The organism is Flavobacterium sp. GQ95, from assembly GCF_059758655.1.
Window position 1 is genome coordinate 443,163 of the sequence record NZ_JCAXEB010000001.1, and the last position, 25,879, is coordinate 469,041.

The window sequence follows — 25,879 nt, forward strand, 5'->3', positions numbered from 1 at the left end:
CTGTTTACTTCTTTAAATATTAATAATGAAAATGTTTACTTTCTTCAATGAAAGGATTTCTTTTTGCTAACAGAGGAGCTTTTGTTAATGCAGTAAATACAACAAAAATAAACAAACCTAAGAAGAAAAGTATAGACGCAATTTCAGGAATTCCAATAAACCATCTATCTCCAACTGTACCCGGCATAATCATATTAAAGAAATCAACATAGTGACCCAATAAGATAACAATACCAGCCATTACAATAACCCAGTTAAGACGTTTGAAATCAGTATTAACTAAAATCAATAATGGGAACACAAAGTTCATAACTACAGCACCAAAGAAAGGTAAGTTGTATAGTTGAATTCTTGTTATGAAATAGGTAACCTCTTCAGGAATGTTTGCGTACCATATCAACATAAATTGAGAAAACCATAAATAGGTCCAGAAAATACTAAACCCAAACATGAATTTAGCTAAATCGTGAATGTGACTTGTATTTACATATTCTAAATATCCTTTAGATTTTAAATATATTGTAACTAATGCAATAGTAGTAACACCACTTACAACGAAAGAAGCAAATACATACCATCCAAATAAAGTACTAAACCAGTGAGGATCAAATGACATAATCCAATCCCAAGACATAATAGACTCAGATACGATAAAGAATACTAAGAATCCGGCAGATAACTTAAAGTTCTTTTTGTAATTTAAATCGTCATTAGCTTCGTCTTGTGCTAAACAATTTTTTCTTGAATAGTGACGGTATAAATTCCATCCTAATAAAAAGATAAAAGCTCTTGCGATCCAAAATGGAAAGTTTAAATAACCCGCTTTACCAGCAATAATTTCATCGTAATCAGCATGAGTCGGATCTGTAACATGTTCGCCTAACCACACAAATATGTGATTGAAATGCAATCCACAAAGAATCAAAATTATAAAGAAAATTACAGAAACTACAGGTAAATAAGCTGTAATACCTTGCATAACTCTAAACAAAACCGGAGACCAACCTGCCTGAGCAACTTGTTGAATAGCATAAAATGCTAAAACTCCCATAGAAAGCAGTAAAAAGAAAATACAGGCAACATATAAAGCAGACCAAGGTTTGTTTTGCAATTGATGTAAAACGTGTTCTGCATGTGCTTTAGGATCGTGCTCATGAGAAACTTCAGCGTGTTTATCAGCTTTTACTTCATGAGTAACTGCAGCTTCACCTTCGTGTGCTTCTTCAGCTTTTACTTCATGAGTAATCTCTTCATTAGCAACAACTGAATCTTTACTTACAGCTTCTTCAACATTTGCATCTTTTGCTTCCTCATGATGAACTGCTTCCACTGTTTCTGTGTGTTGCGTTGCTTCAGCCTTTTCTTCATGATGTGCCGCAGCGGCCTCACCATGTCCTCCACCGTGCTCTGATGCTTCTTTTGCAAGAAGAGTTTCTACCTCTTCAATATTTTTAGGAGCAGTTAAAAAACCATATCCAATTCCTAATATACCAAGAGCCATTAGGATGATAGAAAAAGTTTTTAATTTACTTGAAAATGTATACATATCTATTACGATCAGTTTGTTCAACAATTATAATTGGCTTTTTAGTTTTAGAACATAGTCAGCAACTAACCAACGTTCGTGGGCACTTAATTGATTTGCATGTGAACCCATTGCGTTTAAACCATAAGTTTCTACATGAAAGATACTTCCTTCAGTAATTACCCTGTCTTTATAACTAGGCACTCCAAGAAATTTTTCTCTCTCCACCAATTTACCTTTACCGTTTCCAGTTGCACCATGACAACTGATACAATAAATCTCGAAAAGTTCTTTTCCTTTTCCAGAATTTCTCTCTTCTTCACTCAAAGGTGATTTTAAATTAGCTTTAGCTAATTCGTAACCAGCGGTTGAATTTTCATATTCATAAGGTTCAAAACCTCTATTAATAGTTCCTTCTACAGGAAGCTGTCCTTCTTTTCCACCTTTAAATATCTTTGCTTCTGAGTAAGTTTCATAACCTACAGATTCATACATATTAGGGAAATACTGATAGTTTGGTGCCGAATTATTGTGGCAAGATGAAACTAAAATAGTTATACCAACTAAAAGTGTTATTTTATATATCCTTTTCATAGCTACAATTAATTCTTTTCAATTACTTTAACTTCAACAGCTCCTGTACCTTCGAAAAAAGAAACTAGTTCTGCTTCGTTATTGTTTACAGCAACTTCCATTAGAAAATGGTCGTCTGTTGTTCTTACATCAGGATTCTCAGCTTGTTTAAATGGCCATAACCTACTTCTCATATAAAAAGTAATAACCATTAAGTGGGCAGCAAAAAATACAGTCATCTCAAACATAATTGGCACAAAAGATGGCATATTTTGAATGAAACTGAAACTTGGCTTACCACCAATATCTTGCGGCCAGTCATGAATCATAATGTAACTCATCATGAAAGTCGCGAAAGAAATACCAACGCATCCGTATAAAAAAGAACAAATTGCTAATCGTGTTGGCGCTAAACCCATAGCTTTATCCAATCCGTGAACTGGGAATGGAGTAAAAACCTCTTCAATATGATGATGAGCAGCTCTGGTTTTCTTAACTGCGTCCATCAAAATATCATCGTCATTATAAATGGCGTATATTACTTTATTACTCATGATGTGAATCTTTATTTGCTCTTTCTCTAATGTAATTATCTCCTGTTCCTTTCAAAATTGTTTTTACCTCTGCCTGAGCAATTACAGGGAATGTTCTAGAGTATAATAAAAACAACACAAAGAAGAAACCAATTGTTCCAATGAAAATTCCAATATCAACAAATGTTGGTGAGAACATTGTCCAAGAAGATGGAAGGTAATCTCTATGTAAAGAAGTAACAATAATTACGAATCTTTCAAACCACATTCCGATGTTTACAACAATCGAAATAATAAATGAGAACATGATACTTGTTCTTAGTTTTTTGAACCACATAAATTGTGGAGAGAAAACGTTACAAGTCATCATTGACCAATATGCCCACCAGTAAGGTCCGGTAGCTCTATTTAAGAAAGCATATTGCTCATATTCCACTCCTGAATACCAAGCTACAAATAACTCAGTAATATAAGCTACACCAACAATAGAACCAGTAATCATGATAATGATATTCATTAATTCTATATGCTGTAATGTAATATATGCTTCAAGATTAGAAACTTTTCTCATAACAATCAACAATGTGTTTACCATTGCAAATCCAGAGAAAACCGCTCCAGCAACGAAGTATGGAGGAAAAATTGTTGTATGCCATCCTGGTATTACAGAAGTAGCAAAGTCCATAGATACAATCGTGTGTACAGAAAGGACAAGAGGAGTAGCCAAACCAGCTAATACCAAAGATACTTCTTCAAAACGTTGCCAATCTTTTGCTCTTCCACTCCATCCAAAACTTAGGATAGAATATACTCTTTTATTAAAAGGTGTTATTGCTCTATCACGTAGCATTGCAAAGTCAGGTAATAAACCAGTCCACCAGAAAACTAATGATACTGAAAGATAAGTTGAAATTGCGAACACGTCCCAAAGCAATGGTGAGTTAAAGTTTACCCATAAAGATCCAAATTGATTTGGAATAGGTAAAACCCAGTATGCTAACCATGGACGTCCCATGTGAATAATTGGAAATAAACCTGCCTGAACTACTGAGAAGATAGTCATCGCTTCAGCAGAACGGTTAATAGCCATTCTCCAACGTTGACGGAAAAGTAATAATACCGCAGAAATTAATGTTCCAGCGTGACCAATACCAACCCACCAAACGAAGTTCGTGATATCCCAAGCCCAACCAACTGTTTTATTTAATCCCCATGTTCCGATACCGGTAGATACGGTGTAAATTATACAACCTAACCCCCAAAGGAAGGCTATTAATGCGATTGAAAATACAATCCACCATTGTTTGTTTGCAGGCCCCTCAACAGGTGCAGCTACATCTACTGTTACGTCGTGATAAGATTTATCACCTATAACTAAAGGTTTTCTAATGGGTGCTTCGTAGTGAGACGACATAATCCTTTATATTGTTTCTAATTAATAATTTACTAAGTATTTCTAACTTTAACATGGTAAACCACATTAGGTTTTGTTCCTACATGCTCTAACAAGTGATATGATCTTTCATCAGCTGCTAATTTAGCAACTTTACTATCAGCATCATTAACATCACCAAATATCATTGCTCCAGAAGAACAAGCATTAGAACAAGCTGTTTGGAATTCGCCATCAGCAACTGGGCGACCTTCATTTTTAGCTTTTAACTTAGTTGCTTGTGTCATTTGAATACACATAGAACATTTTTCCATAACTCCACGAGAACGAACATTTACGTCTGGATTTAATACCATACGCCCTAAATCGTCATTCATATGGTAATCGAATTCTGTGTTTTTGTTATACAAAAACCAGTTGAAACGACGTACTTTATATGGACAGTTATTTGCACAATAACGAGTACCAACACATCTGTTGTACGCCATGTGGTTTTGACCTTCACGACCGTGAGATGTAGCAGCTACAGGACAAACTGTCTCACATGGTGCGTGATTACAGTGCTGACACATAACTGGTTGGAATGAAACTTGTGGATTATCTCCAGCCTTTTCCATTTCATTAAATGTAGATAATGAACTAGATAAACCAGCAATATTTTCTTTTCTTTCATTATCACCCTCAAAAGTACTTTCAGAAGAATAATACCTGTCAATACGCAACCAGTGCATATCACGGCTTCTTCTTACCTCTGCTTTACCAACAACCGGAACGTTGTTTTCAGCATGACAAGCAATAACACACGCACCACATCCAGTACAAGCATTTAAATCAATTGAAAGATTAAAGTGATGCCCGGTAGTACGATCAAATGATTCCCATAAATCGACAGTTGTAGCCTCTACTTCCTGGTGATCTAAAGATACCATTGGTTTTTCATTCCAATGTTCAGCATCTTTAGTATTGAAGATTTCAAGGGTAGTTTCTTTAATAATATCTCCTCTACCCATTAATGTTTTCTGTCCCTGAACACAAGCAAACTCATGAACTCCATTTGCTTTCGCAATAGAAACAGATTGAACACTATTGAAGTTTTTATATAAAGTGTAAGCATTTAAACCTACTTGCATTTCATCTTTTAAAGCCGCTTTACGACCATATCCTACAGCTAAACCAACTGTACCAATAGCTTGTCCTGGCTGAACAATTACAGGAACATTTTCTAATTTAGCTCCGTCTGCAGTTGTAATTGTAGCATAACTACCATTCAAACCTCCATTAGCAACAATTTCATTTGTTAAACCAAGCTTTTTAGCATCAGCATTAGAAATAGTTACATAGTTATCCCAAGAAACTCTTGTGATTGGATCTGGAAACTCTTGCAACCATGGATTGTTTGCCTGTTGTCCATCACCCATACCCGTTTTAGTATACAATACTAACTCGAAATCTCCAGCGGTTCTTGATTTAGAAACTGCACTTGCAGCAGCAGTATAATCAAAAGAACCTGCAGATAAAGCAGTAGAACCAATTACAAAAACACCATCATGTAAAACTTTATTCCAAGAAGAACCTGCAATAATCCCAGCTGAACTAGCCTTAAGATAATCATAGAAATTTCCAGGAACTCCATTTAATGATAATAAAACGTCTTGAAATTGTTTTGTATTAAATATAGGACGAATAGTTGGCTGAGTTAAACTATAAGTTCCTTTAGTAAGTACAACGTCACCCCATGATTCTAAGTAATGAGGAGCAGGAGCAGCAATTGTAGTAATCGATGCAGTTTCATCTTCTTTTAAAGAGAAAGCAACTGAAGTTTTTACTTTTTTCAATCCAGAAACAAAAGAAGCTGAATCAGCTAATGTATAAACCGGATTAATACCACTCATGATTAAAGTATGAACACTTCCAGCATTCATATCTTTTATTAATTGAGATACAAGCGCATTAGAACCTTTTCTAATTTGTCTTGTCCCTGCAGTATTAAAAGCTTCACTAGCCAATACCTGATTGATAGCTAAAACTAGTAATTGTGCATTTTTATCTTCAATTCCAGACACTAAAACTCCTTTAGAACCAGCAGCTTTTAACTGTTGAGCAGCTTTAACAACTTCTGCTTTAAATTTACCATCTAAAGTAACAGCAACAGAAGCACCTGCAACTATATTATATATTTGAACTAATGCTTGTTTTTGATCAGCAATAGTCATTGGAACACGCTTATCAGCAGCAGCTCCGGATAATGTCATATTTGATTCAAACTGAAAGTGACGAGACATTTTTCCGTTTTGAGGAATACGACCTTTTGCATATCCAGAATCATATCCACCACCTTGCCAATCTCCTAAGAAATCAGCCCCAACAGAAACGATTAAGGAAGCTTTTGAAAAATCATAATCAACTAAAGCTCTTTCACCATAAACTGTTTCAAATGCATCTAATGCGTCTGATGAAGAAACTGCATCATAAACAACATGTTTTGCATTTGGGTTTTTAGCGATAAATTCACCTATTAACTTTTCAGTAGATGGGCTCGCTAAAGTATTTGTCAACAATACCACTTGTCCACCTTTTGCTTTTGCATCAGCAAGACTTGATTTAATTTTTAAATCAACAGCAGACCAGCTGCTATTTTTCCCTTCCAATTTAGGTTCTTTCAAACGCATACTATCATACAATGATAATATAGACGCATGAATTCTAGCATTGGCTGAAAATTTAGCTCCAGAAATAGTGTTGTTATCAATTTTAATTGGACGACCCTCACGAGTTTTTACTAATAAGTTAGCAAAATCAAAACCATCAAAAACAGTAGTTGCATAATAATCTGCAACACCAGGAATGATTTGTTCCGGTTGTAACACATAAGGTATAGACTTGTGAACAGGACCTTCGCAAGCAGCAAGTGTAACAGCTGCAGTACTAAACCCTACGTACTTTAAAAAGTCACGACGTGAAGTTCCAGATTGAGCTAAAGCATCTGCATTCCCTAAGAATTCTTCTGTAGGAATTTCTTCAACAAATTCGTTATTTCTAAGCGCCTCAACAATAGAACTATTTTCTAGTTCCTCAACACTTTTCCAGTATTTTTTGTTTGATGACATTGTATATAAATATTAAAATCTTAATAATTCGATTAATAGTGGCATTTACCGCATTCTAAACCTCCCATTTGCGCTGCAGTTAATTTCTCTACACCGTATTTTTTAGAAAGTTCAGCATGAATTTTATCATAGTATGCATTTCCTTCCATCTTAACATCAGTTTTTCTATGGCAATCAATACACCATCCCATTGTTAATTTAGAATATTGCTTCATGATTTCAAATTCCTGTACCGGACCGTGACATGTTTGACATTCAACCCCAGCAACATTTACGTGTTGAGAGTGATTGAAGTACACAAAATCAGGTAAATTATGAATACGAACCCATTTAACAGGCTGTGTTTTTCCAGTATAAGCCTGTTTAGTCTTATCCCATCCAACAGCATCATATAATTTTTGAATTTGAGCATCATAAAATGCTTTGCTGTACTCTGGAGTAGCAGTAGATTCGGCAACCTCAGAAATATTTTTATGACAATTCATACAAACATTCAAAGAAGGAATACCAGCAGTTTTACTAACACGAGCTGCAGAGTGACAATATTTACAATTGATCTCGTTATCTCCCGCGTGAATTTTATGAGAATAATGAATCGGCTGAATCGGCTCATAATTTTGATCAACACCAACTTGCATTAAGAAAGCATAAACAAAATAACCACTCGCCAAAAGAAGAAATATAGACGTAACTAATACTAAAAATTGGTTTTTAGCAAAAGCTTTCCAAATTGGAGTTCTAGCCTCTCTAGTAGGAATCTCAATACCATTTTTGCTGGCAACTTTTGTCAATACCTTATTTACCATCACTAACATGATAACCAAAATAGCCATCACAAGAGCAAGAGCACCTAAAATGATATTATTTGAAATGCCATCTCCACCTTTTTGAGGACCTGTTGGTAACTCACCAACAACCTTTGGAGGATCAGCTTTTACTTCAGAAGTATAAGCAATAATATTATCAATATCAGCTTCTGCTAATTGAGGAAAAGAAGTCATTACTGACTTATTGTTTTCTTCAAAAAGTTTTACAGCTACAGGATCGCCTGACTTAATCATGTCAGAACTGTTGTGCACCCACTTGTAAATCCAAGCCATATCATGCTTTGAAGCAACACCTCTTAAAGCAGGACCTGTTGATTTAGCATCTAATTTGTGACATGCAGCGCAATTTGCATTAAAAAGTTCCTTCCCTTTTACTGGATCACCACCTGCAGTTGCGGCCGGAGCAGCAGCATCTTGAGCAAATGAAGTTAGGGAGAAAATCAGCGTTAGCGATAAGCTAAGCAGCAATTTTCTTGAGATCGAATTATGGTTACCCACCTTTTTCATATAGTATAATAATTATCTACTAATTTTTGGTATGATTTTTAATGTATTAAAACAATAAAAAACGAATACCCTCTTTTAAAACTTGCACAAAAATACGACTTATGAACTATTCTCAAAACCTTAAAATAGTCTTAAATATCAATTTATATCAATTCTAAATAATATTAAAATTTTCCATACAAACTTTAAATACTATTTTTGCATAAAAACCATCACATTATGAGAATTTTAACCCCTTCAAAACAAGTTTTCTTAACACTAACAATGTTAACATTAGCCTATAACATTAATGCTCAAGACCAAAATTTAACAGTAAATCAGGATCCTAAATTTGACCAGTTATTGAATGACAAACGCAAAATTAACACGTCAATAAGCACAAACGATACTTATAAAATTCAAATTTTTAGCGGAAAAAGTGACGAGGCTAAAAAAACCTTATCCGATTTCAAAAGAGAAAATAGCACCATCGATGGCACCATCATTTTCAACACACCAAACTATAAAGTAATTGTTGGAAATTTTAAAACCAGGATCGAAGCAGAACGAAATTTAATCGAAATTAAAAAGAGATACAAACTTGTCTTTTTAATCAAACCCAGCAAATAATTATTACTCCTATACTGATAACAAAAAAGCAACTCAATTGAGTTGCTTTTTTTACATATATCTAAATCCATTAAGCTTTCTTATTTTCAATATTAGGCAAAAAACCTGCAATTACACCAATTAACGGTAAAAAGGCACAAATTTTAAACACATATTCAATACTTGTTAAATCGGCGAGCTTACCTAAAATGGCAGATCCCAAACCTCCCATTCCAAAAGCAAATCCAAAAAACAAACCTGCCACCAAACCAACTTTACCCGGCAACAACTCTGTAGCATAGACCAGGATTGCCGAAAAAGCAGAGGAAAGAATTAACCCTATCAACACAGATAACACACCAACCCAAAATAAAGAAACATAAGGAAACATAAGCGTAAAAGGCGCAACTCCCAAAATAGAAATCCATATTACATATTTTCTACCAAACTTATCCCCTACCATCCCTCCAATAAGAGTTCCTGCAGCGACTGAACCCAAAAAAACAAATAAATAAATTTGAGACTCTTGTATCGATACATGAAATTTATCTATTAAGAAAAAAGTGTAATAACTAGTGATACTAGCCATATAAAAATATTTAGAAAAAATTAAAACCAGTAAAATCACTAAAGATGACCAAACTCTTCCTTTAGATAAATGATGAACAACAGCCTCTTTTGTAACTGTATTATTTATTCGTTTTAGCTCTAAATGTTCACTGTACCAAATCGCAATTTTATACAAAGCAAAAATACCAATTAAAGCAATTAAGCAAAACCAAATTATATAAGATTGTCCATGTGGAATAATAATTAATGCAGCTAATAAAGGCCCAACAGCGCTGCCCGCATTTCCTCCTAATTGAAAAATAGATTGTGCTAGCCCTTTTTTTCCTCCTGATGCTAAGTGAGCCACTCGCGACGATTCCGGATGAAATATAGAAGACCCAATACCAATTAAGCTAACAGCAACCAACAAATAGATAAAACTACTGGCAATAGAAACAAAAAATAAACCAAGTAGTGTAAAACTCATTCCAACCATTAATGAATATGGTTTAGATTTTTTATCTGTATACATACCAACAAAAGGCTGAAGAATAGACGCAGTTAGTTGATAAGTAAAAGTAATCATACCGATCTGAGCAAAACTCAAATTAAATTTTTCTTTAAATAATGGATAAACGGAAGGTATCACAGCTTGCAATAAATCATTTATAAAGTGAGAAAAACTAATAATAAAAAGAATTGAATAAATCGTTTTCTGAACTACTTCCGGCTGTGCTTTAACATTTGTCATGTACTAATTTTTATATTTTTAAACATTAATAAATAGCAATCTATTTATTTTACAAAGATGCTAATTAATCACATTGTCTGAATTACTATATTTGGACAATGAATAATGAAAATCAGACATATCTTATTGTTGACTATGGATTTCAAATAAATCCATCGTTACCCGTTTTAGGTTATACCGAAATAATCACAAATGCCGTTTGTGCATCACATTCGCACCCTAGAGCACAACTTCTTTATGCCACAAGTGGCGTCATGAATGTAGTAGTAGAAAATCAGATTTGGGTAGTGAACCCTTTACAAGGCCTATGGATTCCGGGAGGAATTGAACATCAGGTATCTTTTCAGAAGAATGTAAAACTATACAGTGTTTTTGTTGATCCTTCAATTATACATAATCTCCCTTCAACAAGTTTCTCTTTTGATATTTCAGTATTCTTAAAACAACTAATGTTTAAAATCATCTCATTTGAAAATAATGAAAATCCAACACTTTCACAAAAGAGAATTATGGATGTATTCTTAGATGAACTGGCATTAATTGAACCAAGCTCCACTTTTTTACCAACGAGTAATCATACAAAACTTCAAAACATTATCTCACTTTTGATGGATGATATAACCAGCAAATACACCATAGATCATTATGCCAATATATCATTCATGAGTACCAGAACATTATCCAGATTATTCATTAAAGAGTTAGGTATGAATTTTAGCGATTGGAGAATCCGATTAAAGCTCTTGGAGGCTATAAAAAGATTAGGAGAAAAACAATCTATAAAAGAAATCGCTTTTGATTTAGGATATGAAACAACCAGCGCCTTTATTTTTATGTTCAAAAAAAATCTAGGCAAAACCCCATCAAACTACATTCTGGAAAATAAAATAAATGAAATTTTTTAATCAATTTTAAAATCAACATCACAGAAAATCAGAATCATATTCAAAAGAAAAGGCCTCATTGAAAATTGAGACCTTTTACTTTGAATATAATGATTGTATAATATCCTTTCGATAAATTTACTGCTGTATAAAACTTAGCTATCTGTTATTCCACCACCTTAATTCCAGCTGCTAAAAATCGTATTTCTTCTTTGGGTGTAATAATAGCGTCAATTTCTGCTTTTGTTTTTTTAGCATCTTTAGCATAATGTTTTAACTCCTCTACCGATGTGATCATTTTTTCTGCACTACCTTCCAAAACAATATTTTTCCCCTTTAATGCGGTAGGGACAAAAAATGCATAATCTTTCATCTTTACAAAAAAGGGAGAACCATCTTCTGTTTTAATAGTCAGCCAACATCCTCTTTTCTCACAGACATCTGTCACCAATCCTTTTACAGCAACGTTTTCTGATTTTTTTGTATTCTTTAATTCATTTTCTAATTTCTCTACAGAAATGGCTTTGCTTTCGGAAATTTCAGAAACATCAGTACCATAATAATCTCCTATTATAGCATTACCTGCTGGCGGAGATTTTTTTTCTACTGCTTCCTGTGAAAAAGAGAGCGTAGAAAAACATATGGATAATAGGATCGAGCATATTACTAGTTTCATAATCAAATAATTTTACCAAAAATAATACTAAAATTTGAAATAAATAAACTGTTTTTTTTGGTTCAAATCAGAATAAATACCTCACCACGAGGTATCAACAAAAAAGCCCCAATTTTCATTGAGGCTTTAAAATATAATTATTGAATATTATTTCAATTTCTTTTTAATTGCAACTTCATGGTATGCTTCAATAACATCTCTTTCTTCGATGTCGTTGTAACCTTTAATCTGAATACCACAATCGTAACCTTTAGAAACTTCCTTAACATCGTCCTTGAAACGTTTCAATGCTACAAGTTCACCTGTATGTACCACTACTCCATCTCTGATAACTCTAATTTTAGAAGTTCTCATGATTTTACCATCCATTACCATACATCCTGCAATAGAACCTACTTTAGAAATTTTGAAAATCTCACGAATTTCAGCAGTTCCTAAAATTTCTTCTTTCATCTCAGGAGCTAACATTCCTTCCATCGCATCTTTCAAGTCATCAATAGCTGCGTAGATAATAGAATAGTAACGAATATCGATTTCTTCTTTATCTGCAAGTTGTCTCGCATTTCCAGCAGGACGAACGTTAAATCCTATAATGATTGCATCAGAAGCAGAAGCTAACATAACGTCAGTCTCCGTAATTGCTCCAACACCTTTATGGATAATATTAATTTGAATTTCTTCAGTAGAAAGTTTAGAGAACGAATCTGATAATGCTTCAACAGATCCATCAACGTCTCCTTTAAGAATAACGTTAAGTTCTTTAAACTGACCAAGAGCAATACGACGACCAATTTCGTCAAGCGTAATATGCCTTTGTGTACGTACAGATTGTTCACGCATTAATTGAGAACGTTTAGACGCAATTTGTTTTGCTTCTTTTTCGTCTTCAAAAACATTGAATTTATCACCCGCAGTTGCAGCACCATCAAGACCTAAAACAGATACAGGAGTAGAAGGACCAGCTTCTAAAACAATATGCCCTCTTTCATCATGCATAGCTTTAATTTTACCATGATGTTTTCCAGCTAACATATAATCTCCAATTTTCAAAGTTCCATGTTGAACTAAAATTGTAGAAACATATCCTTTTCCTTTATCTAAGAAAGCCTCAACTACAGTTCCCTGAGCTGCTTTGTTTGGATTCGATTTTAAATCTAAAATCTCAGCTTCCAATAAAACTTTTTCTAACAATTCTTTTACTCCTGTTCCAACTTTTGCAGAAATATCATGTGACTGAATTTTTCCACCCCAATCTTCAACAAGTAAATTCATACCAGCCAAACGCTCTTTGATTTTCTCAACATTAGCATTTGGTTTATCAATTTTATTGATTGCAAATATAATTGGCACTCCCGCAGCTTGTGCGTGAGAAATTGCTTCTTTTGTTTGTGGCATGATATCATCATCCGCAGCAACAACAATAATAGCGATATCCGTAACCTGAGCTCCACGTGCACGCATCGCGGTAAACGCCTCGTGACCTGGTGTATCTAAGAATGCGATTTTTTGACCATTATCTAAAGTCACTCCGTAAGCTCCAATATGCTGTGTAATACCTCCAGACTCCCCAGCAATAACATTTTCTTTACGAATATAATCCAGTAAAGATGTTTTACCGTGATCGACGTGACCCATTACAGTAACAATAGGCGCTCTAACAACTAAATCTTCTTCTCTATCAGCAACGACTTCAATAGCTTCTTCGATATCAACTGTGATAAACTCAACTTCGTAACCAAACTCATCAGCTACAATAGTTAAAGTTTCAGCATCTAAACGCTGGTTCATGGTTACCATGATACCAAGCGACATACAAGTTCCAATTACTTTAGTAATCGGCACATCCATCATGATTGCAATTTCACCTACAGTAACAAATTCCGTAACTTTTATAGTTTTACTTCCTTCGTCGATAGCTCTTTGCTCCTCATCAGATTTCTGACGGTGTGTATCTCTTTTATCTCTTCTGTATTTAGCAGCTTTAGATTTTCCACCTTTCCCCTGAAGTTTTTCAAGAGTTTCTCTAATTTGGTTTTTTACTTCCTCTTCAGTAGGCTCAACTTTAGCTACAATCGCAGGACGGTTTCCTTTTACAAAACCTGGTCTTGCACTTCTGTTAGCATTAAAGCCTCCTCCACCAGTATTTGGCGTAATTTTATTTGGGTTTGGAGTTCCCGGCGCATTTCCTGTAGCAGGTTTTGGTGCACCTGGCGCTCCCGGTTTAGGAGCAATTCTTTTACGCTTATTTTTATTAGCGTTATTATTTGCACCTGGAGCTCCTGGTTTATTAGGAGTTATTTTTGGATCTTCTTTCTTTTTCTTAGGCTTATTAAATTGAGATAAATCAATTGTTTGCCCAGTTAAAGTTGTTCCGGATAATTTTTGATATTGAGTAGTGATAGTCTCTTCAGCAGTTGCAGGATCTGTTGAAACAACAGGCTCTTGAGTTACTTTTGGTGCTGAAACTTCCGGACTAGCTTTTACTTCTTTTTTCTCTGTAATAATAGGCTTTTCTACCTTTTTCTCTTCAGAAACGACAGGAGCAACTGGCTCAGGCTGTACAATTTCTTTTTGAACAGGTTTTTCTGGTTGAGCTGGAGTAACAACTGCTTTTGGTTCTTCTGCTTTAGCAGGTTCCTCAGCAGGAGCAGAAACAATTGCAGGTTTCTTTGGATTTAAATCAATTTTACCAACTTGAACAGGTCCGGTTACAACAGCTCTCGCTTTTATAATCTCTTGCTGTTTTTGGCGCTCTTCGTCTTGTCTGCGTTTGTCCTCAATTTCTTTCTCACGTTCAACACGTAAAGCCTCTTTTTCTTTTCTTTTCTCTTCTCCTACTTCTTTAGAAGCTTCCTTATTCCCCTTATCGCCCGCAAATTGGCTTTGTAGGATATTAAATTCGCTATCAGAAATTTTAGCATTCGGATTTGCATCAATAGCAATTCCCTTATCTTTTAGATAATCAACAGCTCTTTCTAACGAAATATTTAATTCCCTTAAAACCTTGTTTATTCTTATTACTCTCTCTTCAGACATATAACCTTTTTATTATTACCTTTTTCGTTGTGTTGTTAGAGTAGATAATTAGTTATCAAACTCTTCTTTTAGTATTTTCATAACGTCAAGAATAGTTTCCTCTTCTAAATCCGTTCTTCTTACTAAATCTTCTACTTCTTGTTTTAAAATACTTTTTGCAGTATCCAAACCTATTTTAGCAAATTCTTCAATTACCCAGTCTTCGATTTCGTCTGAAAACTCTGTTAATTCAACATCGTCTTCATCAGCCGTTGCTCCTGCAACATCTCCCTCACGAATAACATCTAATTCGTAACCTGTTAGCTGACCCGCTAATTTAATATTGTGACCTCCTCTACCAATTGCTTTAGAAACTTCTTCTAATTTCAAGAAAACTTCAGCTCTTTTGTTTTCTTCATCAATTTTGATAGAAGAAACCTTCGCAGGGCTTAATGCTCTTGTAATAAACAATTGAATATTACTTGTATAATTGATTACGTCAATATTTTCGTTTCCTAATTCACGAACAATTCCGTGAATACGAGATCCTTTCATACCTACACAAGCTCCAACAGGATCGATTCTGTCATCATAAGAATCTACCGCTACTTTTGCTTTTTCACCAGGAATACGAACTACATTTTTAACTGTAATTAATCCGTCGAATACTTCAGGGATTTCTTGCTCAAATAATTTCTCCAAAAACTTCTCAGAAGTTCTTGACATAATAATTTGAGGTTTATTTCCTTTTAATTCAACGCTTTCAATAATTCCACGAACGTTATCTCCTTTACGGAAAAAGTCAGATGGAATTTGTTTTTCTTTCGGAAGTACAATTTCGTTTCCTTCATCATCAACTAAGATAACTACTCTTGGACGTACGTGATGTACTTCGGCAGTATAAATATCACCGATAATATCTTTAAATTGCTTGTAAAGATTTGTATTATCGTGTTCGTGAATTTTAGATATTAAGTTTTGACGCAAAGCCAAAATAGCTCTTCTTCCTAAGTCAATTAATTTAACCTCTTCAGAAACTTCCTCACCAATTTCAAAATCCGCTTCAATCATTCTTGCTTCAGTCAAGGTAATTTCTTCGTTCTCAAAATCAAGATCTTCGTCAGCAACGATTACTCTTCTTCTCCAAATCTCCATATCTCCTTTATCAGGATTTATAATAATGTCGAAGTTATCATCAGAACCGTATTTTTTCTTCAATGCATTTCTAAACACGTCCTCTAAAATTGCCATAAGCGTTACACGATCAATAAGTTTATTATCTTTAAACTCTGAGAATGAATCGATTAATGCTAAATTTTCCATGCGAATTCTTTAATTAAAATGTTACTGTAACAATTGCCTCTTTAATTTCTGTATAAGGTATTTGTTGCTCTTTTTGAACTGTTTCTTTTCCTTTTCCTACTTTTTTCGGTTCTCTTGCTTCCCAAGACAAAATTATAAAAACATCGTTAGCTTCCACTAATTCTGCTTCAATTTTTTCAGTATTTGTAGTAACAATCAACGTTCTACCAATATTTTTCTTGTATTGCCTTGTCATTTTCAAAGGTGATCCTACTCCAACCGATGCTACTTCAAGCGAAAAATCCTGCTCTTCACGATCCAGATTATTCTCGATTGCACGACTAACGTCAATACAATCCTGCAGCGCCACTCCATTATCTCCGTCTAAACCAACGCTAATTTTAAAAGAATCCGAAATAGACAAATCAATCAAAAAGATTGAAGGCTTTTCCAGAAGAGCTTCTGCGATTAATCCGTTTACTTTTTCTTTAAATGTCATAATTTTATAAAAAGAGGGGACACTTAGTCCCCTCATTATTTAGTTTTTAATAAATAACGGTGCAAATATAGTGTTTTTTTTATAAATCAAAATAAATTGATTGCTCTAAAAATATTTCTTATCTTTATGGAAGCATTAAAATCACGGATTATTCAAATAATTTAACCTCAAAAAATTATGAAACGAATTTTAGTCCCTACTGACTTTTCAGAACACGCAGAAGACGCCCTAAAAGTTGCCGCTCAAATCGCTAAAAAAAACGATTCAGAAATCATCGTTTTACACATGCTTGAACTACCACATCAAATGAATGATGCCATACTAGGCGGCGCGAGCATTCCCGAAACCATGCTTTTCATGAAAAAAGCGAATGAAATGCTTGACGAGATTTCATCAAGACCCTATCTAGATGGGATTCCTGTGACTGAAATTGTAAAAATGGACAAACCCATTCACGGAATCACACAAGTTAGCAAGGATTATGATGTTGACTTAATCATCATGGGATCACATGGTTCTTCTGGCGTTGAAGAATTATTAATTGGCTCTAACACTGAAAAAGTTGTTCGGAATTCAGAAATCCCTGTTTTGGTTATCAAAAAAGACATTTCTAATTTTAATGTATCTAATATTGTTTTTGCTTCCGATTTTTCTGCAGAAACAAAAAAACCATTTGAAAAACTCCTAAACTTCACCAAATTCTTTGAATCAAAAATACATTTAGTTACAATCTGCACACCAAACAGCTTCAAACCGACACACGTTATCGAAAAAGCGATGAAAGATTTCATAACCAAATTCAACATTACCAATTATAGCACTCAAATTTACAACGACACTAATATTGAAAAAGGAATTATCAATTTCGCAAATAGCATAAACGCAGACATCATAGGAATGTGTACTCACGGAAGAACCGGTTTTGCACACTTTTTTAACGGAAGTATTAGTGAGGGCTTAGTAAATCATGCCGTTCGGCCTGTTATTACTTTAAAAATTTAAAGGTAAAATCAGATTTACGAGGGTTCACTTAAATAATTTATTCCATAAAAATAGCCTCTCAATTGAGAGGCTTTTTATGTTGGTCTACTAGGACTCGAACCTAGAAAGACTGCACCAAAAACAGTTGTGTTACCATTACACCATAGACCAGCAATGCTGTTAAGCGAGTGCAAATTTAAAGCTTTTTTTAGTTTGCGCAAGCTTTTTCAACAGAAGCATCAATAAAGATTAATAAATCATTGCTTCTCAGACCCTTCTTACTTTATTTTTTTATCATAAACCAAACAGTTTTTAAAAAGCTGATCTTGATTCTTCAAAATTTTGTGATTACCAGAAAATTAGCACATAAAAAAAGCCTCTCGACCGAGAGGCTTTTATGTTGGTCTACTAGGACTCGAACCTAGAAAGACTGCACCAAAAACAGTTGTGTTACCATTACACCATAGACCAGCAATGCTGTTAAGCGAGTGCAAATTTAAAGCTTTTTTTAGTTTACGCAAACTTTTTTGCGAAAAAAAATCTTTTTTCCACGTTTTTTTGCATCCAAAACTTGTAATACTTTCACAAGTATTTCACAAACAATACGTTACTTTAATCAAATAGTTTTGTAGAATTTTTTGTTAATGCTCGTTTCTTTACACAAAAAAACATTTTCTTTGTAGAATAGAAAACATACAAAATTTTAACATCTAAATATGGCACAATTCAATTTCAATAAATGGAATACAATTATTGGTTGGTTTGCATTTGCAATCGCTTTAACTACTTATACACTGACTGTTGAACCTACTATGAGCTTCTGGGATTGTGGCGAATATATTGCTACAGCCGCCAAACTAGAAGTTGGTCACCCACCAGGGGCACCTTTATTCCAGATGATGGGAGCTTTTTTTGCCATGTTTGCTATAGACAATCAACATATAGCGGTAATGGTAAATATGATGTCTGTTTTTTCTAGCGCCTTTACTATTTTATTTATGTTTTGGTCATCGTCTATGATTTTGAAAAAAATTGTAGCTCGTTTTACAGAAATTGATCAAAACAATTCAATTGTTATTTTAGGAAGTTCATTTGTTGGCGCATTAGCCTATACTTTCTCTGATAGTTTTTGGTTTAATGCTGTTGAAGCCGAAGTTTATGCAATGGCATCCTTATTAATTGCATTGCTTTTTTGGCTTGGCCTTCGTTGGGAACAGGATATGGATCAACCAAAAGGAAATAAATGGCTGTTAATCATTTCACTTGTTATTGGACTTTCTTTTGGAGTTCACTTTATGGCTTTATTGACAATTCCTGCAATTGGTTTTCTATATTATTTTAAACATTACGAAAAAGTCACTGTTAAGAATTTCATTATTGCGAACGCTGTTGTAATTGCTATTTTATTATTCATTTTCAAATTACTTTTGCCTTTAACCATGGCTTTCTTTGGAAAAACAGAAGTTTTCATGGTAAACAGTATGGGACTCCCTTTTAATTCAGGATCCATTTTCGTTGCTTTACTTTTTATTGCTTTCTTTTATTTTGGATTAAAATATACAAAGCAAAAAGGCTTAGTTTTCTACAACACTATTATTCTTTGTGTTTTATTTATCCTGATTGGTTTCTCAACCTGGATAATGCTGCCTGTTCGTGCAAATGCCAATACAGTTATCAATGAAAACAAACCATCAGATGCTACCGAGGTTTTAGCCTATTACAACCGTGAACAATATGGTGTAAATCCATTATTTTATGGTCCTCAATACACTGAAGTTTTTTCCGGACTTGACGAAAAAACTCCTTATTTAGATAAAAAACCTAACTACGAAAGAGATTATAAAACTGGTAAATACGTCATTACCAATAATTATAAAAATGCAGATCAAAATTCTGATGATAATCAAAAAACGATTTTGCCAAGAATGTGGAGCACCGAAACCGGACACATTCAAAATTACATCAGCTTTACTAATCCTCCTGCCTTTAAAATAAATCCAAATTATCCTTATGAAGATGATTTAGCTAAATACGGTATTGATGCGAGTCAGTTAAGCGAAGAGGAATACAACAAAGCTACAGCTCAACTACGAAACGAGGTTGAAAAAACCGTTTCTGAATTCAGAAAAGCTTACTCGCAAAAACAAATTGACAATGAAGGCTATGTCAAATTCCTAAATAGCTATAAAGATTATTTAATCATAGAAAAACCATCAACTGCAGATAACTTCAGTTTTATGTTCGAATATCAATTTGGATATATGTATTGGAGATATTTAATGTGGAATTTTGTTGGGCGTCAAAGTGACGAACAAGGAAAATACGATAATTTAGACGGAAACTGGATTAGCGGGATTAAAGCTCTTGATTCATTGCATCTTGGATCTCAGGACAACTTACCTTCTGATGTTTTAAACAACAAAGGAAGAAATGTTTACTTTTTCCTTCCATTTATCTTAGGAGTTATAGGAATAATGTATCATGCTAATAAAGACCTTAAAAGCTTTTATGTGCTTTTGGCATTGTTTCTATTTACCGGTATTGCATTGAAAATTTATTTAAATGAAAGACCTTTTGAACCTCGCGAAAGAGATTATGCTCTTGTAGGGTCCTTTTATGTATTTGCGATTTGGATAGGTTTTGGAGTTTATTCCCTATACGAAACCCTTCAAAATTATATTACTCCTAGAATTGCCGGACCCATTATTATTGCCGGAAGTTTATTAGCAGCACCTATTTTAATGGCTTCTCAAAACTGGGATGATCACGACAGATCAAACAAATATACTGCAGTTGCAATGGCTAAAGCATATTTAACTTCATGCGATAAAGATGCAATCCTATTCACTATTGGGGATAATGATACTTTCCCGCTGTGGTACGCCCAGGAAATCGAAGGCATTCGAACAGACGTGAAAATCGTGAATACTAGTCTATTTATGACAGATTGGTATATTGATCAAATGAAGGCAAAATCATATGAATCTGATCCATTACCAATATCATTCACGCATGATGAATATGTGGGTGACAAATTAGACTACGTGGCTTACATTCAGAAAATTGACACACGTTGGAACATCAATGACTTTATTAGTTTCATTAAAAATCCAAAATCGACTGTAGGTTTACAAAACGGACAAACGATTCATTTTTATCCAACTAATAAAATCAGAGTTCCGGTAGATAAAAATCTAATTATCAAGAACAAAGTTGTTAATGCTAAGTATAACGATTCTATCGTTCCATATATGGATATCGACATCAAAGGAAGTGCAATCTACAAGAACCGCTTGATGATGCTTGATATTTTAGCCAATAATAACTGGAAAAGACCGATCTACTTTAGTGGTGGTGCTTTTGACGATGAAGATTATTTATGGTTAAAAGATTATTTACAATTAGATGGAATGGTATACAAGTTAGTTCCTATTAGAAATGTTCCTTCAAAAGAAGGCGGACCAATGGATATGGGACAAATTGATGCAGATAAAATGTATGATATTGTAATGAAATGGGACTGGGGTAACAGTGATAGTGATAAAATTTACCACGACCCTGAAACCAGAAGAAACAGCATTACATACCGCACTAATTTATCTCGTTTAAGTGATCAATTAATTGCAGAAGGTAAAATAGACAAAGCTAAAAATGTGATTAATTTGGCAATGACAAAATTACCTGTGGATAAGTTTGGATATTATTCATTAGTAGAACCTTTTGCAAATGGGTATTACAAAGTTGGTGAAACTGCGAAAGCACATGACCTGCTAAATAAATTAGTTCAGAAATATAAAGAGAACTTAAATTATTACGCAACATTAACTCCCGGCGATCAAACCGATTTGGCTATGGATATTATCACTGATATTGAGCGTTACAGAAGTCTGCTACAGGTTATGGAACACAACAAGGATAAAGCATTCTACGAAAAACACAAAGTTACTTTTAATACGTATGTAAATGTTTTTGAACGTTTTGGACGCGAAAAAGAATAATAAGATACGAAAAATATACTGATTAAAAAAATGCAGCGCTACTAGTTAAATAGCGCTGCATTTTTTATTTTTACATATCTCTAAATCATTTCACAATGAGCTTTTATTGGGTAAAAACAAATTCATTTATAAAAAGGGTGTTTTCTAAGTATTGTTGGGATATTCCAAATCAAGAAAAGAAAATATACCTCACTTTTGATGATGGCCCAACTCCTGAAGTTACAGACTGGGTTTTATCTGAATTAAAGAAATTTGATGCAAAAGCCACTTTCTTTTGTATTGGAAAAAACATTAACGCCAATTCATCTTTATTTGAAAGATTAATTACAGAAGGGCATTCTATTGGAAATCATACCATGAACCATATCAATGGATGGAAAAGTCAAACAAATGATTATATTGAGAATGTAAAAACTTGTGCTTCTATTTTATCAAATGAAAAAAGGCCGAATGGCTTACTATTTCGCCCCCCTTATGGGAAAATAAAAAAAGCCCAATCTAAAATTTTACGAAGTTTAGGCTACAAAATAGTAATGTGGGATGTTTTAAGTGCCGATTTCGACCAGAGTATTACACCTGAAAAATGTCTTGAAAACGTAACTAAAAATGTAACATCGGGAAGTGTAATCGTTTTTCATGACAGTATTAAAGCATCGCAGAATTTAAAATTTGCGTTACCTAAAACTTTACACTTTTTAAAAGAAAATGGATATACGTTTGATATCATTCATTAACAATACCAACTTGAGAAGGAGTTTTAAATACTGAATTGATCCTGGACAATTCCTATAATCGTATTTGCATCAAGTTCTCCTGATTGCCTCCATATCATTTGTCCTTCTTTATAAATCATTAAAGTAGGAAGTCCTTTTATACGCAAGGCTTCAGCAAGTTCCTGATTTTTATCTACATCAATTTTAATTACTTTGGCTTTATCGCCTAGTGCAGCAGCTACATCCTTAATAACAGGATGCATTGATACAGATGATTCGTTCCAATCTGTGTAAAAATCTATTAACACTGGAACCTGAGCATTTATAAGTTCTCCAAATTTTGACATAAACCAAAAATTTAATTCTTTTAATCTATTAAAAAGAGATAATTAATACAAATGTAGCATTTTTAACGAATTAAGCCACATTGTTGCCTTTTTTTAGTTCGATGACTGTTATTTCCGGCATGATACCAACTCGTCCAGGATACGCATGAAAACCAAATCCGCGATTCACGTAAACATATCTTCCAACATTTTCATACAGACCAGCCCATTGTTTGTAAATATATTGCGCCAAACTCCATTTAAAATAGCCCGGAATTTCTATTCCAAACTGCATACCATGCGTGTGGCCTGACAATGTTAAATGGAAGTTTTTGGGATGTTCTTTAATTTCAGCTTCCCAATGACTAGGATCATGGCTCATTAAGACCTTAAAATCATCCTGATGAACATTTTCTGATGCTTTATTTAAATCACCTGCCTTTTTAAAATTAACTCCCCAATTCTCCACTCCAATTAAGGCAATTTTATCGTCCCCTTTTTGAATATAAGTATGTTCATTTAGCAAAAGTTGAAACCCTATTTTTCCATAAAGACTCTTAATCTCCTGAAAATTTTCGTTTTTTTGTTTTTCAGATGGCCAGGTAACATATTCCCCATAATCATGATTTCCTAAAACAGAAAACTTACCATATTTATACTCTTTAATACGATTAAAAGTCTCCAGCCAGGGATGCATTTCTTTTGCATGTGTATTTACAATGTCTCCCGTAAACAAAATCATATCAGCTTCTTGTTCATTGATCAAATCAATCGCGTAATTTATCTTTTCAGGATTATCAAAACTTCCACTATGAACATCTGAAATCTGAGTTATTCTAAAACCATCAAAAGCATCTGGTAAATCAGGAAAAAAGACGGTTTGCTTAAATACCTTGAAATTATATTTTCCTTCGAAGATTCCGTAAATAAGCGACAAAAAAGGAACTGCCGCCAAACCTAATGCTATCTGACTGATAAACTTTCGCCTGTCTGGCATCATTTCTTTTCTTGGAGCATTATACATAAAATAATTTAATAGACTTGCCCCTATTCTAAATATGTCTTCTCCAAACATTACAAGTGTCAGTACAATTTTAGGCACATATACCAGTAACATCAAACCCATTGTAAACATGGTTTGTTTGGTTTGCCCAACTGAACGATCAAACTGCGTAAATGAATAAATAATAAAAACCAGAAGAAGTAAACTTATAACCTGATAACTAATCAAAGCCCATCTTAACTTGATTAAAGTTCGGAAAGCCTGATAAGAATAAAACTCAATAAATAAAAATAGAGCACATAGAATTACAAAACGAAGGATCATGTAGTTGTAGTTTTAAGCAAAGTAACAAAGAATGAAAATCTTATCACTTTTTATTATCAAAAATTTAACTCAAAATAACAACAAAAAAAGCTGGCAAATTTCTCCACCAGCTTTTTCTCTACCAAATTTTTTAAAACCTTTTAATCCACAATAAAGTTTATAAATAAACTTATGCTTTCTTATTTTTGAGCTTTTGCCGCTTCTGGCTTAGCTTCTGCTTTTTTAGTTTTTTTATCTGCTTTTTTATCTTTTTTAGAAACTTTAGCTTCTTTTGCCGGAGCTGTTTGAGCTGGAGTTGTTTGAGCGTTTACCATTGCAGTTGTTCCTAAAACAGCTACTGCTAACATTACTAATTTTTTCATGATTTAAGTTTTTATTGATTATTATCTTATTATTTATAGCTCAAAGATATAATCGGAAAATGAAGACAAAATGAAGATTGAAGCAGTTCTCAAAATTTAACTTTTAATTGTGTAAATGTGCTTCAGGAAACAAAAGTGTGAAGTTTGTTCCTTCATTTATTTCAGAAATAACTTTAATCTCAATATGATGAAAAAGAGCAATACTTTCAGCAATAGCAAGTCCTAAACCCTGCCCGTCCTGATCAGAATTTATTCGGGCAAATCTGTTGAATATCTTTTCGATTTGTGTGACGTTCATTCCAATACCGGAATCTTTTATGGCAATAAAATATTGATTGTTATAAAACCCATCTTCAACTATAATACTGCCTTTTGGTTTATTATATTTTATAGCATTCGTAACTAAATTATAAATCAATATGTGAATCAACGTTTTATTTCCGGTGAAGACAAAATTCTGGTTTATATTGCTTGAAAACTGAATTTCTCTGTCCTCAATTCTATCTTGTAAATCTTCTTCTAAATCTTTTAAAATATCTTTGAAATTGATTTTTTCATTAGCCTCGTACTGATTGTTTTCGATTCTGGAAATCAGCAATAAATTATTGATGATTTTTTTCAGCATATCTAATGTTCTTAGTGCTCCTGCGATTTTATCAAAAGCATTGTCGTCTAAAGATTCATTCTGCAATAAATTTTCAAACTTATTTTTTAGTAAAGCAATTGGGGTTAACAATTCATGGGAAACATTCGAAATAAATTGTTTTTCTTTTTTGAAGAGCTCCGTAATTCTGTCCATCATTTGATTTAAAACCAAATCTAGTTCGCGAAAATCTCTTGATCTCGCATTAATTGGAGTATGATCAAAGGCTTCCGGTTCGTTAACACGCCTGATTTTAGTATCAATAATTTTATAGAAAGGCTTAAGCAGGTATTCGATATAAACCGTATCTGCCAAAAAAGTCACTAAAAGAATAACGACCAAAACGATAATAATGAAGAACCGAATTATGAAAGTAAGATCGTTTACTTCACTTAAACTACTTCCTATTTCCAACTGATAACCTTGATTCTCATAGGTAAAATGATATTGCAAAATTCGATATTCATTTTCTTCGCCTTCAATCACCCGATAATCATTGCTGAAAGTTGTTTTCTTCTGATTTGGCTTTAAAGGAATTTTAGAAAGTACCAAAAATTCGCTGTGCAAGGTCGAAAATTGCGAATACGTTTCAGTAGAATCATCTGAGTTTTCGATAAAATCATTGATTTCATTTTGATTCAAATGATCAATAAATTTTTTCTTTTTCTCCACCAATCCATTATTAATATGTCTGTAAACCACATTTTCAACTAAAATGGGCAACATCAGCCATAAAATCAAAATCACCAACAATCTTGTCAGCGCATTAAAAATAGCTAATTGGTGTTTTATTTTCACAG

20 protein-coding genes and 2 tRNA genes are annotated in these 25,879 nt (G+C 33.7%); 5 read left to right on the top strand and 17 right to left on the bottom strand.

Features of this window, described 5'->3' with window-relative positions:
* Nucleotides 1–19: 19 nt before the first annotated feature.
* Genes AC6CH4_RS01935 through AC6CH4_RS01960 form a run of 6 tightly spaced genes read right to left on the bottom strand, consistent with a single transcriptional unit; the run spans nucleotide 20 to nucleotide 8,465 of the window.
* On the bottom strand, nucleotides 20–1,546 hold the full coding sequence (locus tag AC6CH4_RS01935; protein WP_498099683.1) for a quinol:cytochrome C oxidoreductase: 1,527 nt from the start codon (nucleotides 1,544–1,546) through the stop codon (nucleotides 20–22).
* 27 nt (nucleotides 1,547–1,573) lie between these two features.
* On the bottom strand, nucleotides 1,574–2,119 hold the full coding sequence (locus AC6CH4_RS01940; protein WP_498099685.1) for a c-type cytochrome: 546 nt from the start codon (nucleotides 2,117–2,119) through the stop codon (nucleotides 1,574–1,576).
* A gap of 8 nt (nucleotides 2,120–2,127) precedes the next feature.
* The gene (locus AC6CH4_RS01945; protein ID WP_056188345.1) at nucleotides 2,128–2,652 is read right to left on the bottom strand and encodes a DUF3341 domain-containing protein; all 525 of its coding nucleotides are present in this window, start codon (nucleotides 2,650–2,652) and stop codon (nucleotides 2,128–2,130) included.
* Nucleotides 2,645–4,045, bottom strand: a complete 1,401-nt coding sequence (gene nrfD / locus AC6CH4_RS01950; RefSeq protein WP_042566279.1) for an NrfD/PsrC family molybdoenzyme membrane anchor subunit — start codon at nucleotides 4,043–4,045, stop codon at nucleotides 2,645–2,647. Before nrfD ends, AC6CH4_RS01945 begins: the two co-directional genes overlap by 8 nt.
* Before the next feature lie 32 nt (nucleotides 4,046–4,077).
* The gene (locus AC6CH4_RS01955) at nucleotides 4,078–7,131 is read right to left on the bottom strand and encodes a TAT-variant-translocated molybdopterin oxidoreductase (protein WP_498099688.1); all 3,054 of its coding nucleotides are present in this window, start codon (nucleotides 7,129–7,131) and stop codon (nucleotides 4,078–4,080) included.
* A gap of 32 nt (nucleotides 7,132–7,163) precedes the next feature.
* On the bottom strand, nucleotides 7,164–8,465 hold the full coding sequence (locus AC6CH4_RS01960; protein WP_498099690.1) for a c-type cytochrome: 1,302 nt from the start codon (nucleotides 8,463–8,465) through the stop codon (nucleotides 7,164–7,166).
* Between the two features lie 219 nt (nucleotides 8,466–8,684).
* Here AC6CH4_RS01960 and AC6CH4_RS01965 point away from each other — a divergent pair, with 219 nt between their 5' ends.
* A complete protein-coding gene (locus AC6CH4_RS01965; protein ID WP_498099692.1) occupies nucleotides 8,685–9,074 on the top strand; it encodes an SPOR domain-containing protein in 390 nt (129 codons plus the stop codon).
* Between the two features lie 70 nt (nucleotides 9,075–9,144).
* On the opposite strand, the gene AC6CH4_RS01970 is transcribed toward AC6CH4_RS01965, so the two are convergent.
* Nucleotides 9,145–10,353, bottom strand: coding sequence for an MFS transporter (locus AC6CH4_RS01970; protein ID WP_498099694.1), 1,209 nt, complete (start codon nucleotides 10,351–10,353; stop codon nucleotides 9,145–9,147).
* A 98-nt stretch (nucleotides 10,354–10,451) separates the two neighbouring features.
* Between AC6CH4_RS01970 and AC6CH4_RS01975 the strand changes: the two genes are divergently transcribed.
* Entirely contained in the window at nucleotides 10,452–11,258 is an 807-nt protein-coding gene (locus AC6CH4_RS01975; RefSeq protein WP_498099696.1) for an AraC family transcriptional regulator, read from the top strand.
* 145 nt (nucleotides 11,259–11,403) lie between these two features.
* Here AC6CH4_RS01975 and AC6CH4_RS01980 read toward each other — a convergent pair whose 3' ends face one another.
* The 4 genes from AC6CH4_RS01980 to rimP all read right to left on the bottom strand — a co-directional run bounded on the left by AC6CH4_RS01980 (nucleotide 11,404) and on the right by rimP (nucleotide 16,729).
* Entirely contained in the window at nucleotides 11,404–11,913 is a 510-nt protein-coding gene (locus tag AC6CH4_RS01980) for a DUF4920 domain-containing protein (protein WP_498099698.1), read from the bottom strand.
* A gap of 147 nt (nucleotides 11,914–12,060) precedes the next feature.
* Complete coding sequence (gene infB / locus AC6CH4_RS01985) at nucleotides 12,061–14,949, bottom strand: translation initiation factor IF-2 (RefSeq protein ID WP_498099700.1); 2,889 nt, start codon at nucleotides 14,947–14,949, stop codon at nucleotides 12,061–12,063.
* Nucleotides 14,950–14,997: 48 nt separating this feature from the next.
* A complete protein-coding gene (gene nusA, locus AC6CH4_RS01990) occupies nucleotides 14,998–16,251 on the bottom strand; it encodes a transcription termination factor NusA (protein WP_056190461.1) in 1,254 nt (417 codons plus the stop codon).
* Between the two features lie 13 nt (nucleotides 16,252–16,264).
* Nucleotides 16,265–16,729, bottom strand: a complete 465-nt coding sequence (gene rimP / locus AC6CH4_RS01995; protein WP_498099702.1) for a ribosome assembly cofactor RimP — start codon at nucleotides 16,727–16,729, stop codon at nucleotides 16,265–16,267.
* A gap of 177 nt (nucleotides 16,730–16,906) precedes the next feature.
* On the opposite strand from rimP, the gene AC6CH4_RS02000 reads away from it, so the two are divergent.
* Entirely contained in the window at nucleotides 16,907–17,731 is an 825-nt protein-coding gene (locus AC6CH4_RS02000) for a universal stress protein (protein ID WP_498099704.1), read from the top strand.
* Nucleotides 17,732–17,810: 79 nt separating this feature from the next.
* Here AC6CH4_RS02000 and AC6CH4_RS02005 read toward each other — a convergent pair.
* Together AC6CH4_RS02005 and AC6CH4_RS02010 are read right to left on the bottom strand one after the other, a co-directional pair.
* Nucleotides 17,811–17,881 (bottom strand) — tRNA-Gln (locus AC6CH4_RS02005).
* Nucleotides 17,882–18,110: 229 nt separating this feature from the next.
* Nucleotides 18,111–18,181, bottom strand: a tRNA-Gln gene (locus AC6CH4_RS02010).
* Nucleotides 18,182–18,426: 245 nt separating this feature from the next.
* Between AC6CH4_RS02010 and AC6CH4_RS02015 the strand changes: the two genes are divergently transcribed.
* Nucleotides 18,427–21,708, top strand: a complete 3,282-nt coding sequence (locus AC6CH4_RS02015) for a glycosyltransferase family 117 protein (RefSeq protein WP_498099706.1) — start codon at nucleotides 18,427–18,429, stop codon at nucleotides 21,706–21,708.
* A 95-nt stretch (nucleotides 21,709–21,803) separates the two neighbouring features.
* Nucleotides 21,804–22,442 carry a polysaccharide deacetylase family protein gene (locus AC6CH4_RS02020; RefSeq protein WP_498099708.1) on the top strand — a complete coding sequence of 213 codons (639 nt, stop codon included), beginning with the start codon at nucleotides 21,804–21,806 and terminating at the stop codon, nucleotides 22,440–22,442.
* A gap of 23 nt (nucleotides 22,443–22,465) precedes the next feature.
* On the opposite strand, the gene AC6CH4_RS02025 is transcribed toward AC6CH4_RS02020, so the two are convergent.
* From AC6CH4_RS02025 to AC6CH4_RS02040, 4 genes are all read right to left on the bottom strand, one after another.
* Nucleotides 22,466–22,768 (bottom strand): thioredoxin family protein, encoded by a 303-nt coding sequence (locus tag AC6CH4_RS02025; protein ID WP_056190453.1) that lies wholly within the window; start codon nucleotides 22,766–22,768, stop codon nucleotides 22,466–22,468.
* 70 nt (nucleotides 22,769–22,838) lie between these two features.
* Nucleotides 22,839–24,074, bottom strand: a complete 1,236-nt coding sequence (locus tag AC6CH4_RS02030) for a metallophosphoesterase (protein ID WP_498099710.1) — start codon at nucleotides 24,072–24,074, stop codon at nucleotides 22,839–22,841.
* Nucleotides 24,075–24,253: 179 nt separating this feature from the next.
* Nucleotides 24,254–24,436 (bottom strand): hypothetical protein, encoded by a 183-nt coding sequence (locus AC6CH4_RS02035; protein WP_498099713.1) that lies wholly within the window; start codon nucleotides 24,434–24,436, stop codon nucleotides 24,254–24,256.
* A 103-nt stretch (nucleotides 24,437–24,539) separates the two neighbouring features.
* Complete coding sequence (locus tag AC6CH4_RS02040; protein WP_498099715.1) at nucleotides 24,540–25,877, bottom strand: sensor histidine kinase; 1,338 nt, start codon at nucleotides 25,875–25,877, stop codon at nucleotides 24,540–24,542.
* Between the last annotated feature and the right edge of the window lie 2 nt (nucleotides 25,878–25,879).

What these genes read in the sequence shown, in the direction of transcription:
- infB (WP_498099700.1), bottom strand. Translation starts at nt 14,949, where the DNA reads ATGTCTGAAGAGAGAGTAATAAGAATAAACAAGGTTTTAAGGGAATTA.
- AC6CH4_RS01975 (WP_498099696.1), top strand. Translation starts at nt 10,452, where the DNA reads ATGAATAATGAAAATCAGACATATCTTATTGTTGACTATGGATTTCAA.
- rimP (WP_498099702.1), bottom strand. Translation starts at nt 16,729, where the DNA reads ATGACATTTAAAGAAAAAGTAAACGGATTAATCGCAGAAGCTCTTCTG.
- AC6CH4_RS01960 (WP_498099690.1), bottom strand. Translation starts at nt 8,465, where the DNA reads ATGAAAAAGGTGGGTAACCATAATTCGATCTCAAGAAAATTGCTGCTT.
- AC6CH4_RS01965 (WP_498099692.1), top strand. Translation starts at nt 8,685, where the DNA reads ATGAGAATTTTAACCCCTTCAAAACAAGTTTTCTTAACACTAACAATG.
- AC6CH4_RS01955 (WP_498099688.1), bottom strand. Translation starts at nt 7,131, where the DNA reads ATGTCATCAAACAAAAAATACTGGAAAAGTGTTGAGGAACTAGAAAAT.
- AC6CH4_RS02035 (WP_498099713.1), bottom strand. Translation starts at nt 24,436, where the DNA reads ATGAAAAAATTAGTAATGTTAGCAGTAGCTGTTTTAGGAACAACTGCA.
- AC6CH4_RS01945 (WP_056188345.1), bottom strand. Translation starts at nt 2,652, where the DNA reads ATGAGTAATAAAGTAATATACGCCATTTATAATGACGATGATATTTTG.
- AC6CH4_RS02000 (WP_498099704.1), top strand. Translation starts at nt 16,907, where the DNA reads ATGAAACGAATTTTAGTCCCTACTGACTTTTCAGAACACGCAGAAGAC.
- AC6CH4_RS01935 (WP_498099683.1), bottom strand. Translation starts at nt 1,546, where the DNA reads ATGTATACATTTTCAAGTAAATTAAAAACTTTTTCTATCATCCTAATG.
- AC6CH4_RS01970 (WP_498099694.1), bottom strand. Translation starts at nt 10,353, where the DNA reads ATGACAAATGTTAAAGCACAGCCGGAAGTAGTTCAGAAAACGATTTAT.
- AC6CH4_RS02015 (WP_498099706.1), top strand. Translation starts at nt 18,427, where the DNA reads ATGGCACAATTCAATTTCAATAAATGGAATACAATTATTGGTTGGTTT.
- AC6CH4_RS01980 (WP_498099698.1), bottom strand. Translation starts at nt 11,913, where the DNA reads ATGAAACTAGTAATATGCTCGATCCTATTATCCATATGTTTTTCTACG.
- nrfD (WP_042566279.1), bottom strand. Translation starts at nt 4,045, where the DNA reads ATGTCGTCTCACTACGAAGCACCCATTAGAAAACCTTTAGTTATAGGT.
- AC6CH4_RS02025 (WP_056190453.1), bottom strand. Translation starts at nt 22,768, where the DNA reads ATGTCAAAATTTGGAGAACTTATAAATGCTCAGGTTCCAGTGTTAATA.
- AC6CH4_RS02020 (WP_498099708.1), top strand. Translation starts at nt 21,804, where the DNA reads ATGAGCTTTTATTGGGTAAAAACAAATTCATTTATAAAAAGGGTGTTT.
- AC6CH4_RS01940 (WP_498099685.1), bottom strand. Translation starts at nt 2,119, where the DNA reads ATGAAAAGGATATATAAAATAACACTTTTAGTTGGTATAACTATTTTA.
- AC6CH4_RS02030 (WP_498099710.1), bottom strand. Translation starts at nt 24,074, where the DNA reads ATGATCCTTCGTTTTGTAATTCTATGTGCTCTATTTTTATTTATTGAG.
- nusA (WP_056190461.1), bottom strand. Translation starts at nt 16,251, where the DNA reads ATGGAAAATTTAGCATTAATCGATTCATTCTCAGAGTTTAAAGATAAT.